This is a genomic window from Parabacteroides sp. AF14-59 (genome assembly GCF_003479515.1).
Lineage (GTDB): Bacteria > Bacteroidota > Bacteroidia > Bacteroidales > Tannerellaceae > Parabacteroides > Parabacteroides faecis.
Window position 1 is genome coordinate 40,812 of sequence record NZ_QUHH01000005.1, and the last position, 17,074, is coordinate 57,885.

General features: G+C 44.4%; 13 protein-coding genes. 10 read left to right on the top strand and 3 right to left on the bottom strand.

Annotation, left to right across the window (positions count from 1 at the left end; genetic code table 11):
• Nucleotides 1-495 precede the first annotated feature (495 nt).
• The 7 genes from DWW23_RS07410 to DWW23_RS07440 are packed head-to-tail and all read left to right on the top strand — an operon-like array spanning nt 496 to nt 9,769.
• The gene (locus DWW23_RS07410) at nt 496-2,616 is read left to right on the top strand and encodes a KamA family radical SAM protein (protein WP_122352854.1); all 2,121 of its coding nucleotides are present in this window, start codon (nt 496-498) and stop codon (nt 2,614-2,616) included.
• A 35-nt stretch (nt 2,617-2,651) separates the two neighbouring features.
• Nucleotides 2,652-3,194: a ferredoxin domain-containing protein gene (locus tag DWW23_RS07415; protein WP_122352647.1), complete on the top strand. Its 543-nt coding sequence runs from the start codon at nt 2,652-2,654 to the stop codon at nt 3,192-3,194.
• Nucleotides 3,195-3,229: 35 nt separating this feature from the next.
• Nucleotides 3,230-4,186, top strand: coding sequence for a hypothetical protein (locus tag DWW23_RS07420; protein ID WP_122352648.1), 957 nt, complete (start codon nt 3,230-3,232; stop codon nt 4,184-4,186).
• A 34-nt stretch (nt 4,187-4,220) separates the two neighbouring features.
• Complete coding sequence (gene radA, locus DWW23_RS07425) at nt 4,221-5,594, top strand: DNA repair protein RadA (protein ID WP_122352649.1); 1,374 nt, start codon at nt 4,221-4,223, stop codon at nt 5,592-5,594.
• Between the two features lie 31 nt (nt 5,595-5,625).
• Entirely contained in the window at nt 5,626-7,434 is a 1,809-nt protein-coding gene (locus DWW23_RS07430) for a hypothetical protein (RefSeq protein ID WP_122352650.1), read from the top strand.
• Nucleotides 7,431-8,153, top strand: coding sequence for a hypothetical protein (locus tag DWW23_RS07435; protein WP_122352651.1), 723 nt, complete (start codon nt 7,431-7,433; stop codon nt 8,151-8,153). Before DWW23_RS07430 ends, DWW23_RS07435 begins: the two co-directional genes overlap by 4 nt.
• Nucleotides 8,154-8,179: 26 nt before the next feature.
• Nucleotides 8,180-9,769, top strand: a complete 1,590-nt coding sequence (locus DWW23_RS07440; protein ID WP_122352652.1) for an NAD(P)/FAD-dependent oxidoreductase — start codon at nt 8,180-8,182, stop codon at nt 9,767-9,769.
• A gap of 9 nt (nt 9,770-9,778) precedes the next feature.
• Here DWW23_RS07440 and DWW23_RS07445 read toward each other — a convergent pair whose 3' ends face one another.
• Nucleotides 9,779-10,150 (bottom strand): hypothetical protein, encoded by a 372-nt coding sequence (locus DWW23_RS07445; RefSeq protein ID WP_229800947.1) that lies wholly within the window; start codon nt 10,148-10,150, stop codon nt 9,779-9,781.
• 33 nt (nt 10,151-10,183) lie between these two features.
• Nucleotides 10,184-10,993 carry a peptidylprolyl isomerase gene (locus DWW23_RS07450; protein WP_122352855.1) on the bottom strand — a complete coding sequence of 270 codons (810 nt, stop codon included), beginning with the start codon at nt 10,991-10,993 and terminating at the stop codon, nt 10,184-10,186.
• A 111-nt stretch (nt 10,994-11,104) separates the two neighbouring features.
• Between DWW23_RS07450 and DWW23_RS07455 the strand changes: the two genes are divergently transcribed.
• Nucleotides 11,105-12,781 carry a putative transporter gene (locus DWW23_RS07455; RefSeq protein ID WP_122352654.1) on the top strand — a complete coding sequence of 559 codons (1,677 nt, stop codon included), beginning with the start codon at nt 11,105-11,107 and terminating at the stop codon, nt 12,779-12,781.
• Nucleotides 12,782-12,791: 10 nt separating this feature from the next.
• Here DWW23_RS07455 and DWW23_RS07460 read toward each other — a convergent pair whose 3' ends face one another.
• Nucleotides 12,792-14,336 (bottom strand): ClC family H(+)/Cl(-) exchange transporter, encoded by a 1,545-nt coding sequence (locus DWW23_RS07460; RefSeq protein ID WP_122352655.1) that lies wholly within the window; start codon nt 14,334-14,336, stop codon nt 12,792-12,794.
• Between the two features lie 88 nt (nt 14,337-14,424).
• Here DWW23_RS07460 and DWW23_RS07465 point away from each other — a divergent pair, with 88 nt between their 5' ends.
• The gene (locus DWW23_RS07465) at nt 14,425-14,649 is read left to right on the top strand and encodes a hypothetical protein (protein ID WP_122352656.1); all 225 of its coding nucleotides are present in this window, start codon (nt 14,425-14,427) and stop codon (nt 14,647-14,649) included.
• A gap of 10 nt (nt 14,650-14,659) precedes the next feature.
• Nucleotides 14,660-17,032: a glycoside hydrolase N-terminal domain-containing protein gene (locus DWW23_RS07470; protein WP_158583165.1), complete on the top strand. Its 2,373-nt coding sequence runs from the start codon at nt 14,660-14,662 to the stop codon at nt 17,030-17,032.
• Nucleotides 17,033-17,074 lie beyond the last annotated feature (42 nt).

Consider the following 17,074-nt stretch of genomic DNA (forward strand, 5'->3'; position numbering starts at 1 on the left):
CTGTTACATTTCTGTTACAAAAGAGAGGTGTGTTCTGGATAAAATAAAAAAGTCTACTTTCACAAGTAGACTTTTTTAATACTTATAATGACCAATACCTTTACCTAAAAATGAGAGGCTTTAGCCTCAAATATTACTTGTCACAAAAATAAAAATAGTTTTTGATAAAAACAAATTATAACGCATATTTTTCAAGGTTTGTGTAAAAGTAAAAATACCCTCTTTCTCGTGTAATGCCCTAAATGAGATCAAAATGTAATTAAAAGCTCACAGAAATGTCATTTTGCTCTTTATTTTTTGTCGATTAGAATGTTTTAAAAGTGGATATTCATAGTTTTTCGATTAAAAATGTTATATTTGTGGACATGTGTAACAGTCTGGACTACTTCAACCATTTCTTATGATTTGATAACCCGTATCCCCGGATATAATCTCTCCAGGTGAGTGGCATGATTTATAATATTATTCTAATCTATCTAAAAAGCAGTGATGTTTATGATTAAAAGAAAAGAACTAACGTACGACAATTCTTATTTACTCAAAGTGTTTAACAGGGACTTTCCTCATTTGGTGACAATGGCGGAAGAGAGCCGGAACGTGAAATTGTTCAGGGAAGCTCTACGCTCATTCGTTTCTTCCCGGATTGAAATCAACGGAGGTGGCAGTAATATGGGGAATGCCGTGGCGAAGCGTATTTTACTTTTAATAGAATATGACGGATCTCCGATAGATGAGCTTTCGACCGGAGAGGAGATGTCTATACAGACTATCACTTATTTCTGGCAATTATTGGCAGGAAAGTTGACGGAAGAGGTTTCACCTGACCTGTTTATAGATCTTTATCATCAGTTCACGTTGTTGGAGCATCCGGAGACTGTTGAGCCGGACCGTGCTTTGGTGAAACGCCAGATGAATCGCTGGCCTACAGGATTGGATGAAGATGTCATTGCGATACGTGAAGCCAATAAAGACCGTATTATAAAGAGACTGATCCGTAAGATCGAACGTAGGAACGCTCCTTCCTCCCGTTTTCAGTTCTCACCGGAAATGACTTATGAAGAAAAGTATGACCAGGTGAAAGAATGGTGGAATACTGCACGTTTTCATCTGGCTTTGGCAATCAAAAGTCCGACCGAACTGAATTATTTCCTGGGAGAATCCCTTTCGGAAGAAATGATGCAGCTCCTTGCGCGGGCCAGGAAAAAAGGAATGCCGTTTTTCGTTACACCTTACTACTTGTCGTTATTGAATCCCGGAGAAGACGGATATGATGATAAAACGATCCGTTCATATATCCTTTATTCAAATGAACTGGTCGATACTTACGGCAGTATAAAAGCCTGGGAAAAAGAAGATATCGTGGAAGCCGGTAAGCCGAATGCAGCCGGATGGCTTTTGCCGGAAGGACATAATATTCACCGTCGTTATCCAGAGGTTGCTATTCTGATCCCTGATTCGATGGGAAGGGCCTGCGGAGGTTTATGCGCCTCTTGCCAGCGTATGTATGACTTTCAGAGTGAACGTCTTAATTTCGATTTTGAAGCATTGAAACCGAAAGAGACCTGGGATAAGAAGTTGCGCCGTTTAATGCATTATTTTGAAGAAGACGCACAGTTGCGTGATATACTGATCACCGGGGGAGATGCCCTGATGAGCCAGAACGCCACATTGCGTAAAATATTGGAAGCCGTATATAAAATGGCAGTCCGCAAACGCAAGGCGAATGAACTGCGTCCGGAAGGTGAGAAGTTGGCCGAATTGCAACGAGTCCGTTTGGGGTCACGTTTGCTTGCTTATCTACCTTTGCGAATTACCGACGAACTGGTATCTATCCTTAAAGAGTTCAAGGAAAAAGCATCGACTGTCGGAGTTTCCCAGTTTATTGTTCAAACACATTTTCAATCCCCTTTGGAAGTGACTCCTGAAGCTAAACGTGCTATAAAGGCGATACTCGATGCCGGATGGGTGATCACGAACCAGTTGGTTTATACGGTTGCTGCTTCCCGCCGCGGACATACTGCCAAATTACGGCAGACGCTCAATTCTGCCGGTGTGATATGTTATTATACGTTCTCGGTGAAAGGCTTCCATGAAAATTATGCTGTTTTTACTCCAAACAGCCGTTCGCTCCAGGAACAACATGAAGAGAAGATTTTCGGTAGAGTACCCGATGATAAGCTGGCAGAACTGGACGATATAGTGACCAATAAACGTCCTTTAGGCAGGAAACTATATAATTTCCTGCGTGAGAATCATCTGTTGTTCGCAGCCACAGACCGTAATGTTCTGAATCTTCCTGCAATAGGTAAAAGTATGACATTTAAAACCGTAGGATTAACGGCCGAAGGGAAGCGCATCCTGAAGTTTGATCATGATACCGGCCGTCGCCATAGTCCGATCATCGATAAGCTGGGGCAAGTATATATTGTAGAGAATAAGTCGGTGGCTGCTTATTTGAGGCAATTGGAAGAGATGGGAGAGGACGTGAAAGAATATCGCAGCATCTGGAATTATTGCGAAGGAAAGACAGAACCGCGTTTCAGCTTGTACGAATATCCCGATTATCCGTTCATGATTACAGAAAAGATGACTAATCTTGAACTCGAAAGCGAGTAAAAGTGTATCTTTGTTCCTGCTAAACCAATAAAAAGATGATACAGAACGAAAGAGAAATACGGCACGAACATGTGTTAGAGGCTGTCCGTCAGATGATGACGGCTGCGCGTACGGCTCCCAAGGGGAAGGGGATCGATATTATAGAAATAGCAATGGTTACCGGCGAAGATATACAACGTTTGTCTGACGAGATGCTGAACCTGGCGGCAGAGACCGGATTTAAGTTCATTTTGCGTGATGCAGATAATATTTTAAGTGCGGAAGCAATCGTGATATTGGGTACACGGCAGCAGGTACAAGGACTCAACTGTGCTCATTGCGGTTTTGAAACCTGCGTAGAGAAGCCGGCAGAAGTACCGTGTGCTATCAACTCTGTCGATTTGGGTATTGCTATCGGTTCGGCTTGTGCAACCGCATCCGATTTGCGTCTGGATACCCGTGTTATGTTCAGTGCCGGTCTGGCAGCCCAACGTTTGGGATGGCTGGGAGAGAGCAGGAGTGTGATGGCCATTCCGGTCAGCGCCTCTTCTAAAAACCCGTTCTTCGACCGTAAACCGAAAGAACAACCCGTGAAATAATTAGCAGGAATTAGGACAAATAACACAATGACTTTATGATAAAGTTTGACAACAAACTTGAATTACGTTATTCATTTAACGATAAGTCCAGTTATATGGATGCCTGGGTCAAACATCGCTGTGAGAAAGAGATACTTTCCATGCTGCGTGTGTTGGCAGATGTACTGGACGTGAAGATGACTGCCCATTGTGAACCCTTTTCGCAGGAAGGCGGATACCGGGTCGTATGGCCGATAGCAGGTGAGAGCTCGCGCTCTATCTCAGTAGTATTGAATATTCTGATGCAGGTTTTAACCAGGCCGACATTGTCTGTCGGCGGTCAACCTTTAGTCGACAGGACGAATGTCGACGAAGAGGATATGCAGAAGGAAATCTCCTTATTGAAACGTTCGCTTAAATTGAAACAGGCGGGGGCTTTGATACCTCGCGAACTGGTGGAATTGTTGGCATCCTGGCCGAAGTTCTGTAAATATAAATCCAACTTTTACGAAGCGTTGCGTGGATATCCCAAAGTAACGAAGATCAATGTACGTGAATTGAATGATAAAAATCGTAGCCGTTCCGGCTCCTTGGAGGTGAAGCGCGAACAGTTTGATTACTTTATTCTTCGTTCGGATGACCTGCCGACTGTCAAAGATAATAAAGCTACCATTGAGATTATCTCGCCGGTATTGAAGGATAGTCGTTATCGTTGGAAAGGTATTTATAACAAAGGTGGCGAGACGATCGACTTCTACATGTGCGATGAAGATTTCAAAAAGCAGATGTTCGATGAAAAGATATCTTTTACAAGCGGTATGTGCATCGATTGTGTACTGGAGATTGCTCGTAAATTAAGTGAGATGGGCGAGACGATCAATATCAGCTATACCGTGACCACTGTGATTCGTACCCGTTTTGATAAAATGGAAATCGTTACTCCGCAAGGCAAGCGCCACCTGCGTAAGCTGGAGGCGGAGAAGAAACAACTTACACTCGACTTATTTGGCTAACTTTTCCTATCTTTACGCCAAATCTTAAAGATGTATGGCTAAGACAAAAACAGTATACGTCTGCTCCAATTGTGGAGCAGACTCTCCTAAATGGATCGGTAAATGTCCGAATTGCGGCGAGTGGAATACCTATGTGGAAGAGATCGTAGCTACTAAAGAACCTGCGGCAAAACGTATTATTCCCGGTATTACGGAAACAGGAAAAATCCGTCCGGTCTTGTTGCGTGACATTACATCCGAAGAAGAAACCCGAATCGATTTGAAAGACGAAGAACTGAATCGTGTCCTGGGAGGCGGTTTGGTCAAAGGTTCGTTGGTACTGATTGGCGGTGAGCCGGGTATCGGTAAGTCTACCCTGGTTTTGCAGACTGTTTTGAGGCTGAATAATTTGAAAACATTATATGTATCCGGCGAGGAAAGTAGTCGGCAACTGAAACTTCGTGCCGATCGTATCGCTCACGAAAATCCGGAATGTTTTATCCTGAGTGAAACGAATCTGGAACAAATATTTATCCAGGCACGCAACGTACAACCTGATTTATTAATCATAGATTCTATTCAGACAATCTATACGGAGATCGTAGAATCTTCTCCCGGTAGCGTATCGCAGGTGCGTGAGTGTAGTGCTGCAATCCTGAAATATGCCAAAGAAAGTGGTGTGCCTGTTTTGTTGATAGGCCATATTAATAAAGAAGGAAGTATTGCCGGACCGAAAGTATTGGAACATATCGTCGATACGGTTCTTCAGTTCGAAGGCGATCAGCATTATATGTACCGCATCCTCAGGAGCATTAAAAACCGTTTCGGTAGCACGGCGGAACTGGGTATTTATGAAATGCGTCAGGATGGCTTGCGTGAAGTCAGCAATCCGTCAGAGTTATTGCTGACACAAAATCATGAAGGGTTGAGCGGTGTGGCGATTGCTGCAGCCATCGAAGGGATACGTCCTTTCCTGATTGAGACACAGGCATTGGTCAGTTCTGCTGTCTACGGGACTCCGCAACGTAGTGCGACCGGATTCGATCTTCGGAGAATGAATATGCTTCTGGCCGTCCTGGAGAAACGTGCCGGATTTAAGTTGATACAGAAAGACGTCTTTCTGAATATTGCCGGTGGTTTGAAGGTAAACGATCCTGCGATAGATTTAGCTGTTATCAGTGCGATCCTTTCATCGAGTCTGGATATCAGTATCGAACAAGGTGTCTGTATGTGTGGTGAAGTCGGTTTGTCGGGAGAGATCCGTCCTGTCAACCGTATCGAGCAACGTATTCTGGAAGCGGAGAAGTTGGGATTCTCACGTATTATCATTCCTCATAATAACCTGAAAGGGTTCGATACCAATAAATGTAAGATACAAATAGTACAGGTACGGAAAGTAGAAGAGGCTTTCCGGCAATTGTTTGGATAAATATTTCTTGTATGAAAATCAGATATAACGAATGAATAAAAATGTATCATGTCTTTTGTATATTTTCATCCTTTTGTTTACAGGGTGTGAATATCAGGTAGGAGACAACTTCATTGATGTGGAAAAACCTGCAGGCGAAATTGAGATGAGTGTTGAACTGACTGCCGATAATGATGGTCAAAAGATTGTTATTTCCGAAGAAAGTACGACGATTAAGTATAATCTGAATACCTCAGGACATAAACTGGTTGTTTGTATCTTTAACATGGGAGAGAAGCAATGGATAGAGAAGGTTGCTTCCGGTGTATTTGTTATTAATAAAGGAGAAGTTCCGGTTGGTAATTATACATTAAAATGTGACATATACGTAAGCTCCGGCTCCGGAAGTATTGCCGATCAGACAGGAATGGAAAATTACCTGGGTACATATAGTTGGCCAGTTGAAGTCATAACCTATGAAGAACCTGCATACAGTCTGACTTACAAAACGAATGCCGATGGCTATCTGGAACTGTCATGGGAGAAACCGTTACTGAATGAATCGATATTCGATTATTACAGGGTGATCGGTTCTAGTCTGGATGTGAAGATAACCGATCGGGATCAGCTCTCCTATATTTGCAAATCTCACATCGGTCAATCTACAGATTATCAGGTTTCTGTTTATTTTAAGAATGGCAGAACCCCGTGGTTGTTAGGATATGCCAACCTACCGATGCAGTATCCGGAAATCACCTATGATTCCAGTGATCCGGACAGTTTGCAGATAAACATTATAAGACCTTATAAGTCGGTTATGAACATCGAGTATGACCGGAAACTGCTGGTCAGTGAGTATGCTGCTGATTTTATTCGTGTTCCATATGCTGCTTTTGGTGCATCGAATCCTGAGATGGTCGTTGAGGTCCTTCCCTGGGATAAGGCAGACCGTGTGTTCGGTGCCAATATACAAAAATATGAAAGTGTACAGGCAAGTTCAGGTATATTAATTGCCCCGGAACAGAACTGGGCGCGTTACGGCTATAATGTGCAGGAAGATATAATGTATGTCAGTTCATACGGTGAAATAACAAACTGGCTATGGCCGGACATCATTCGGTATAAAGAATACAAAGGTCCGGACGGTAATAATGTGAACAATTATGCATTGTCTATGTACAATAGCCGGATGGCAGCAGCTCATAGTCAGACGATAGATGTGTTGGAAAGTAAGGAAATGCAGCATGTACGAACGATTAAGCTTGAAAATCCCTATTCTTTTGTTGGAGCGATGACTTTTACGAAAGATGATAAATTGGTCTGCCTTGTTTCTTCTCTGAATCAGACTGTACTTGTTTACCGTATGTCCGACGGGGCATTGGAAAATTCTTTCGAGTTTTCGGAATATCTGAATGCATATAACGCTTCTTTTTCGTCCGACGGGCGTTATCTGTGTTGTGAGAATAGCGATAGAAGCGGATTTACGATGGTTATTCTGGAAAATAACCGGCCCGTATCGATGAAAAAGATGGATTTGTCTTATTCCAGTTTATGCATGAATCCTCTGAATCCCGAACAGCTGATTGTCTCGACAAATGGAAAGATACAGGTGTACAATTGTCGTGACCTATCTTTGGTACATTCGCTGGATTATCCGGGAATGTTAGTAAGCAACGTCGATCCCAAGACCGGCTTTTTGCTTTTACGTGGTTCGGGAAATGTAAAAGTCGTAGATATGAAGACCAATACAGTCTTGTATACAAAGGAAGTCTCTTCTTTTTCCGAATGTAAATTGTATGGGAATGTCTTGTTGTCCAATACCGGATATGCTTTGCATATAGAAAAATATCTGAAGAAATGAAAAGGCTTATAATTGTATTTTTTTTATTAACCGGCTCATTTGCCGGAAATGCTCAAAAGATTACCGTAGAGTATAATGCGGGCTTTGGTTCGTATAATATGTCCGGAATGAAAGATCTGTTGAATACCATGTTGCCCGAATTGAATGGAGTGAAGACGACAGATAATTTTCCTGGTTATCTGATGCATAATATGCGGATTGGTTTTGAATGGAAAAGACACCAGTTGGGAGGTCTGTTTGACTATATGAATACCGCGGGTAAGAAAGGGGTTTCGGATTATTCGGGAGATTATAGTCTGGTGATACGAACCAAGGGATATAAAGCGGGTATCTTTTACCGTTACACGCTGACCGATGTTCTTTTAGGTGAATTACATTTGCGACCTTACCTGGAAATGTCTTCTGGGATGATATTTAATAATGTGAATCTGAAAGAATCATTACATTATAATATATCAGGTAATCCGGCACCGGAAAACGTTCCGGGAATGGAAGAGCAGTTAAAGTTTACCGGACCTAACTTTTTCCTGGCTCCTGCAATCGGTGCCCGTTTAAAGTTATGTAGTTTTGTTGCTGTAAACCTAAGTATAGGTTATGAATGGGATGCGGTAAAGAAGCTGTATATGGATGGAGATAAAAGCAAAAAATTGACGAAGAATGCTGACTGGAGTGGCTTTCGGGCACAGGGAGGTCTTATTTTTTATATACCCCTGTACTAAATAATTAAGCATAAAGGATTAAAATAATGATACAAGAATTACAACTCCGCATCTTGCCGGAAGAAGCAGTAAATGAACAGTTATTAAAACAGGTGGTGGCCCGTGAGACCGGTGCTGCTCCGAAAGATATACAGGCTGTCCGGGTTCTAAAACGTTCTATCGATGCCCGCCAGCGTACGATCTATGTGAACGTCAAGCTACGTGCATTCATCGGTGAACAGCCGGAAGAACCGGAATTTCAGTCTGTGGAATACAAGGATGTGTCGGGTGGAAAACAGGTCGTTGTTGTCGGTGCCGGTCCGGGAGGATTGTTCGCTGCCCTTCGCCTGATCGAATTGGGTTTGCGTCCGGTCATCCTCGAAAGAGGAAAGAATGTGCGGGAACGTAAAAAGGATATAGCCCTGATCAGCCGTGAACATACTGTAAACAGTGAATCGAATTACAGTTTCGGTGAAGGTGGTGCCGGAGCTTATTCCGATGGCAAATTATATACCCGCAGCAAGAAACGCGGATCGGTAGATAAGATATTGAATGTCTTCTGCCAGCATGGAGCGAGCACATCTATTCTTGCTGATGCCCATCCTCATATAGGAACAGACAAACTGCCCCGCGTGATAGAAAATATCCGTGAACAGATCATCCGTTGTGGCGGAGAAGTCCATTTTGAAACCCGTATGGACAGACTGATCATCGAAAAAGATGAAGTGATCGGAGTGGAGACTAATACGGGCAGAAGCTTCTATGGTCCGGTAATTCTGGCTACAGGCCATTCTGCTCGTGATGTCTACCGCTATCTTTATGAGAAACAGATTCCTATCGAAGCAAAAGGTATTGCCGTAGGTGTACGTCTGGAACATCCGCAAGAATTGATCGACCAGATTCAGTATCACCGGAAAGAAGGAAGAGGCAAGTATCTTCCGGCAGCCGAGTACAGTTTTGTAACCCAGGCAAGCGGTCGGGGAGTCTATTCTTTCTGTATGTGCCCGGGGGGATTCGTAGTGCCGGCAGCAAGTGGTCCCAGACAGGTCGTTGTCAATGGTATGTCTCCGTCCAATCGTGGTTCCCGCTGGTCCAATTCCGGCATGGTGGTCGAGATCCGTCCGGAAGACTATACAGAACTGATGAAACACGAAGAGATAACAGTTCCTGCCGATTCTCCATTGGCCCTGATGGCTTTTCAGGAACGTTTGGAGGAAGTCTGCTGGTTAAACGGGGGCATGAAACAGACAGCTCCTGCCCAGCGTATGAACGATTTCGTCAATAAGAAGAATTCATTTGACCTGCCTGTTTCTTCTTATACGCCTGGGTTGTTGGCCTCACCGCTTCATTTTTGGATGCCTGAATTTGTAACCAGTCGCTTGCGGGATGGCTTCCGTCATTTCGGCAAGACATCGAAAGGCTTTCTGACCAACGAAGCTCTGATGATAGGAGTGGAGACACGTACGTCTTCTCCCGTTCGCATTCTTCGTGATCGGGACACTTATCAGCATATAACCATAAAAGGACTTTTCCCTTGCGGGGAAGGAGCTGGTTATGCAGGCGGCATTGTCTCCGCAGCGATCGATGGAGAACGTTGTGCGGAAGGAGTAGCCGAGTTATTGAACTCGGTTTCCTGAAATCAAGACTCAGCTATTTATCTGTTCTTCGATCTCATTCAGCAGATTAACCCTTTCCAGCGAGAATGTGGTGTCATGTGTCTGTAGATATTCCAGCAATTCTTTTGCCCGGCGGAGTATATCCGGTTGGTTCTTCGGTTGCTGATAGCTGCTTTCGATCAAAGTTTTGATCGCTATTTCAAGACGTAAGATACCACTTTTCTCTTCGTTGTCGAGAAAACGGAGGATGTCGTCGGGAGCTGTTGTCATCAGGAAATCCTGATCCAGTTTCAGGTTCTCGAAAACGGTCTGTATCAGCTCCGGATTCTTCGCAGCAGCATTGTTATTACGATTGAAGATTACCTGGGCAACCATCTTGCCCAGTTCTTCTATCTGTACCATGATTAAATCTCTTTTCAGCATATTGGATGAATTTTATTCTATTGTAACACTAATAATCCGGATATCTTTTTGGGGACGGTCATATTGGTCTTTCGGCTGGTTGGCAATAACATCCAACACATCGAACCCTTCTGTCAGTTCACCGAAAATCGTATAAATACCATCCAGATGATGGCATCCGCCGACTGTTGTGTATGCCTTCCGCTCTTCTTCTGTAAAGATCAGGTGACCTGGCGTTGCCAGAATCATGGAATCTATTTGGGCATTTACAGCAGACACTCGTTTGTTATATTCCCGTTTGTTGCTTTGTTTCAACATTTTCAGGTCTACGGCAATAGGACGATAGTACTTATCCAGCGCCTTTTTCCGTATATCCTGGTTGGCGATCAGTTCCAGTGTATCCAGTTCCCCGTTACGATATACTTTTCCCTGTACGATAAAGAATTGCGACATATCCGATTTCTTTTCCGGATTGACATCGTCATTCTGGCGCGGGGCAGCAAGGGCACCTCTCTTGTGGAAATATTTATCTTTCAGTTCCGGCATAATCTCTGCCGACGAATCACCGAAACCGCAACGTGCTCCGGCAGGTGCGTTCTTTGAATCGGGTGCTCCTCCCTGGATCATGAACTCTTTGATAACACGGGTAAAAAGTGTACCGTTGAACTCTCCCTGTTGGGCGCGGTTGATAAATGTACGTACATGGTTCGGTACATCGTCGTATAGCCGGGCCTTCATGGTCCCGACATTCGTTTTGATAGTCACTGCTTTTTCTGAGCTTTGAGCGTTAAGACTTGCAGCTGCCAGTAAGAAAGCCAGTGTCAAGCTGTATAATCTTTTCATGAACATTTATTTTTTCTCGGGTAAAGATAGTGTTTATGTTGTTAAACACAAACTTAATGGCTACCTTTGCGAACTTTATTTAATGGCGAAAAGATTTTTTAATAGAATATTATGAATTGGATCAATGATTTGTTATGGGGAGAAGGCATTGGGCACTCCATCCTGCTGCTGTCGTTTGTTATTGCGGCGGGTATTCAGTTAGGAAAAATTAAAGTGTTTGGTGTATCGCTGGGGATTACACTGGTTCTGTTCGTGGGGATTGTATTGGGCCATTTTGGTTTTACGATCAATCATAATGTGATTCACTTTTTTAAAGAGTTCGGTTTGATCTTGTTTGTCTATTCCGTAGGTATGCAGGTTGGTCCGGGATTCTTTTCTTCGTTCAAGAAAGGTGGTATTACATTGAATATGTTAGCCTGCGGAATCGTCTTCCTGGGAGTACTGACAGCTATTATCCTGCATTATGTGACGGGTATTCCGATGCCGACTATGGTTGGTATTTTATCCGGAGCAGTAACGAATACACCAGGTCTGGGAGCTGCGCAGCAGGCCTTTTCCGATATGCACGGCTTTACAGATAATACAATTGCATTAGGATATGCGGTTGCTTATCCGTTGGGTGTTATCGGGATTATCTTGTCTCTTATCTTTATCCGCTATGTATTCCGGGTTTCTTTCGATAAGGAAAATGAGGATCTGAACAAAACGGATGCTTCTCATACCAATGAAGCTAAACCTATTTCATTGATTGTTAAGAATCCGGCTGTTTTCAATAAATCTGTCGGCGAGTTGTCCTCTTTGCTGGAACACCGCGACTTCGTTATATCTCGTATCTGGCATGACGATAATAAGCAGATCGAGATTGCTTCGGCCAATGTTTTGTTAAGAGAGAACGATAAAGTCTTTGTCATTACGACCGAACAGGATGCTCAGACCATTAAAACATTTATCGGTGAAGAGATCGATATGGAACGTAAACAGTGGATCCGCATGGAAAGCCAGTTTATCAACCGTCGTATCCTGGTCACGAAGCCGGAACTGAATGGAAAACGATTAGGTCAGTTGAAGCTGCGCCAGTTATACGGTATCAATATAACGCGTATTAATCGTGCCGGTGTGGATCTAGTGGCAACTCCGGCTTTGACGCTTCAGGTAGGCGACCGTGTGAATGTTGTGGGTACTGAAACTGCTGTAACGAATGTAGAAAAGGTGTTAGGTAACTCTATGAAACGCCTGAACGAACCGAACCTGATCACTATCTTTGTCGGAATTGCTTTAGGTATTATTCTGGGAAGTATTCCTATCACTTTCCCTGGTATTCCCCAGCCGGTAAAACTTGGATTGGCAGGCGGTCCGCTGATCGTAGCTATTCTGATCAGCCGTTTCGGATATAAGTATAAGTTAATCACCTATACAACCCAAAGTGCCAACCTGATGTTGCGTGAGATCGGTATTACTCTATTCCTTGCCTGTGTCGGTATCAGTGCAGGAGACGGTTTTGTCGATACGATCGTAAACAATGGAGGTTTCGCCTGGATTGGTTATGGGTTTATTATTACTACTGTGCCTTTGCTTATCATCGGTTGCATCGGCCGTTATTTCTGCAAAGTGAATTATTTCACGTTAATGGGGCTGATTGCCGGTAGTACGACCGACCCGCCTGCATTGGCTTATTCTAATGCAACGGCCGGAAATGATGCTCCTTCTGTAGGCTATGCAACAGTCTATCCGCTGACAATGTTCCTGCGTGTATTGACTGCACAGTTACTGATATTGTTCTTTGCATAAACGAATAAATTCAATAAATATTCGCCATACTCACCAACGGCTCGTATAATTTTTCAATATCCTGCGCGTCGATCTCGAGCGTAAGCTGGTCGCCGGGCAGGATAGTTTGGCCGGCAGGAGGGAAGTCCTTGCGGTCACGGTGGATGTTAATGATGATACAGTTGTTTGGTAGGTGCAGTGTGTTTACTTGTTTCCCGTCGAAATAAGAACCTGCCATCACTTCAACATCGAGCTTTAGCCGTTTTTCTTCCTGGAAGATCGGCTTTTTGATCATCTCTTCGTAAAACATGACGTTGAAAGGTTTTATCTCCAGAAGTTCCGTGAAATAATAAGTTAGTCCTCCGACAACGATCGAAGGGTAGAATACCTCGAAATGTCCGGTAATCTCCGTGATCAGAATAATGGCAGTGATAGGGGTGCGCACGACGGCAACCAGAAAGGCTGCCATCCCGATCAGCATGACATAGCTGATATTTTCCGGCGCTATAACCCCCTGTTGTACCAGTAACAAAGCACAGATTTTTCCTAATAGTCCGCCGGTGACCAATGTCGGAATAAAACTACCTCCCGGCAGTCCGGATGAAAACGAGTAGACAGTGAACACCATATGCAGCAACATCATTCCGGTAATCCATAAGATGCTCTCTTTTCCACCTAATGCCTGTTGCATCAGGAACTGTTCACCGCCGCCGGTCAGGTCTGTCAATGTCAGTGAGATGGTATAAGCCATGATCAGTAATCCCAGTAGCTTAATATATTCAGGCTGCTTTACGGCAGGATACAACCTTTTGACATAAAGCATTAGCAATGAGTAGAACTTACCGAAAACGGATACGATAACGGCAAACAACAGAAATAGTTTGAGCTGTACTTCGAACGAAAGGTCCGGGGCGACCGCATTTATTTCGTGATAAGGGTTGATAGGGAATATCATATTGGCGATGCCTCCGGCAACGACCCCTGCCAGAATGGTTGTGATGGCTGTCTTGGGAGCATCGAAACGTTCTATCGATTCGATAACCAGGGTAGCCGCAGCTAATGGAGCGGCAAAAGCAGCCGCCAATCCCGCACCTGCGCCTGCTGCCAGCAATTGCTTCCGTTCGCCACTCAGGATATGTCCCCATTTACCGACCAGGTCCCCAATGTACGATCCCATCTGGACGGACGGCCCCTCACGTCCCATGGAAAGACCGCTGCTCAGCGTCAGTACTCCACCGGCAAACTTAGCCAGTAACTGCCGTAGGGAATGTTTGTAAACGATCCTGCCGTTGATTGCCCCTCGCGTCTGCGAAATACCTCCGCCTGATATATAAGGCCAGCGTTTCACCAGCCAGGAGACGAAAATAAGTACACCCCAGAAAACGAAAAATGCGATAACGTGAAGATACCAGGGAGGCGACGATTCAAAGAAATCTTTCCGGTAGTTGTAGAAAAGTTGTAATAAATAATGGTAAGGAACTGCTACCAACCCGGTAAGCAACCCTACAATAAGGCTCACGAAATAGAGCCTGGCATCCACCAGTTTCAGCTTTAATATCCTCCAGTTTACCTTCATAAGCTCGATAAAAACAAGACTGAATCGGCTTTGGTTTAGAGAAAATAGTATCTTTGTGTATTGTTGAATTAAAATAAATTAGATTATTATGGATACCCCGAGATACAAAACGATCATCAGCGTATTGAACTCATCCTGTGAAGGTTTCGATGAGTATATAGAAATGAGTAAACGGATCAGCCTGTTTATTGAAACAAACGGAGCGAGCGAATCCGGCGGAATGATGGAAGAAAGTTATTTAGGGCAATATGTTGTTCTTCAGGATGAGCTTTATAAACTGGCATTGGAAAAGAAAAGGAACGAATCGTGTTAAGAGTATTATTATGAAAAAGAAATGGTTGTGTCTGGTTTTTAGTTTCGGACTACTGGTGCAAGGTCTGTCCGCACAGGAAAGCCCTGTGAAGATGTGGTATGACGAACCTTCGGACGACTGGATGAGGTCGTTGCCCATCGGTAACGGGCGGTTGAGCGGAATGGTATTCGGGGGCATAGAAAAAGACAATATAGCCTTCAATGAGATCACGCTCTGGTCCGGACAGCCTGACCCGGAACAGGAGAAGCCTTTCGGAAAAGAGGCATGGCGGGATATACAGCAGATGTTTCTGGATGGTAAACTGGAGGAAGGGAACGCCCTGGCTTCAGAAAAGCTGGTCGGCGTTCGCAATTCTTTCGGAACGCATGTCCCTTTCGGTGATATAGAACTGACTTTCAGGCAAAGTGGCGGAGCAACAGAAAGTTATATCCGTTCGCTTGATCTTGCCAGGGGTGTTGCATCCGTAACCTATCAGCAGGATGGCGTGACCTATATTCGTGAATATTTTTGTTCTAATCCGGCTAATGTCCTGGTGGTACGTCTTAGAGCCTCGGAGAAAGGAAAACAGAATCTGGAAGTCGGTTTGAATCCGTTAAGGAAATCCGTTGTAACGACGGAAGGAGATGCCATTTCTTTTTCCGGCCAGGTCGATTTTCCAACTTTTGGTCCCGGTGGTGTAAACTTCTACGGGAAAGTGAAAGTCCTGACGGAAGGAGGGATTATCAGACAGAATAAGGAAAGCCTGTCTGTGGAAAATGCCGATGAAGTAGTCCTTATAGCAGACCTTCGTACGGATTTTGTGCCGGGAGATATGAAGGAAGTGGTTTTATCTACAGTGGAAAATGCCGGAAAGAAAGGAGTTGAAGCATTAATGCAAGAACATGAAGCGGATTTTGGCCGTCTGTTCAACCGTGTCAGTCTTTCTTTGGGCACAGCTAAAAATGATATAGCTACAGATGAACGCCTGAAGTTACTGAAAGAAGGGAATAACGACCCGGATCTGATTGCCCTGTTTTGCCAGTACGGACGTTATCTGCTGATCTCCGCATCACGGGAAAATTCTCCGTTACCAGCCAATCTTCAGGGAATATGGAACGATAATCTGGCTTGTAACATGGAATGGAGTTGCGACTACCATCTGGATATCAATACACAACAGAATTACTGGGCTGCCAATATCGGTAACCTTGGTGAATGTAATGTTCCCCTGTTCAATTATATAGGTACATTGGCCGAAGCCGGGGCAAAAACGGCTAAGACGGTTTATGGTTGTGACGGCTGGGTAGCTCATACGATGGCGAATGTCTGGGGATTTACGGCTCCGGGCTGGGGAACAGGCTGGGGGCTTCATCCTACGGGTGGTGCATGGCTGGCAACTCACCTGTGGGATTATTACCGCTTTACAAACGATGAAGTGTTCCTGTTGAGAGCCTATCCGATTCTGAAACAGTCGGCATTATTCTTCCTCGACTATATGATAGAAGACCCAAATAGCGGTTATCTGGTCACCGGTCCGTCTACTTCACCCGAAAATGCATTCCTTTGGAACGGCAAACAGTTGCCGCTTTCCATGATGCCGACTTGTGACAGGGTGATCGTTTATGAGATATTGAATGCCTGCCAGAGTGCAGCCGAGTTATTACAGGTAGATGAAGAATTAAGAGGACGTGTGATCGATGCAATCGACCGGTTGCCTCCTTTTAAAATAGGGAAATACGGTCAGCTTCAGGAGTGGCAGGAAGACTATGAGGAGGCCGTCCCTAATCACCGGCATACCAGCCATCTGCTTGCTTTGTATCCTTATGCACAGATAACGCCGGAAGAAACGCCCGAATGGGCGAAAGCCGCTGCTGTGACTATCGACCGCCGTCTGAATGCAGCCGATTGGGAGGACGTGGAATGGAGCAGGGCCAATATGATCAATTTCTTTGCCCGCCTGAAGGATAGCAAAAAAGCCAGTGAAAGTGTGTTGGGATTAATAAACGACCTGAGTCGCGAGAACATGCTGACGATCTCTCCGAAAGGTATTGCCGGTGCTCCGACGGATATATTCGTTTTCGACGGTAACGAAGCCGGTGCAGCCGGTATTATGGAGATGTTGCTCCAGAGCCACGAAGAATATGTGGAACTCCTTCCATGCTTGCCGGAAGAATGGAATACGGGCAGTTATAAAGGTTTATGTGCCCGCGGTGGTTTTCAGGTTGATCTGTCTTGGAACAATGGGGCTGTTAAGCATGCGCAGATTACTGCAACAACCGATAATACCTTGAAGTTGAAGTTACCCGAACGGACCGGACATGAGAAGTATTATAAGAATAAGAAGATACTTCGATCCGATCACTCTCCCTTACGGTATCGTAAGAGTGGACATGCAAAAAGGTGATATTTTTGAAGTCGCTTATGATTGATTGAAGTCTGATGCCGG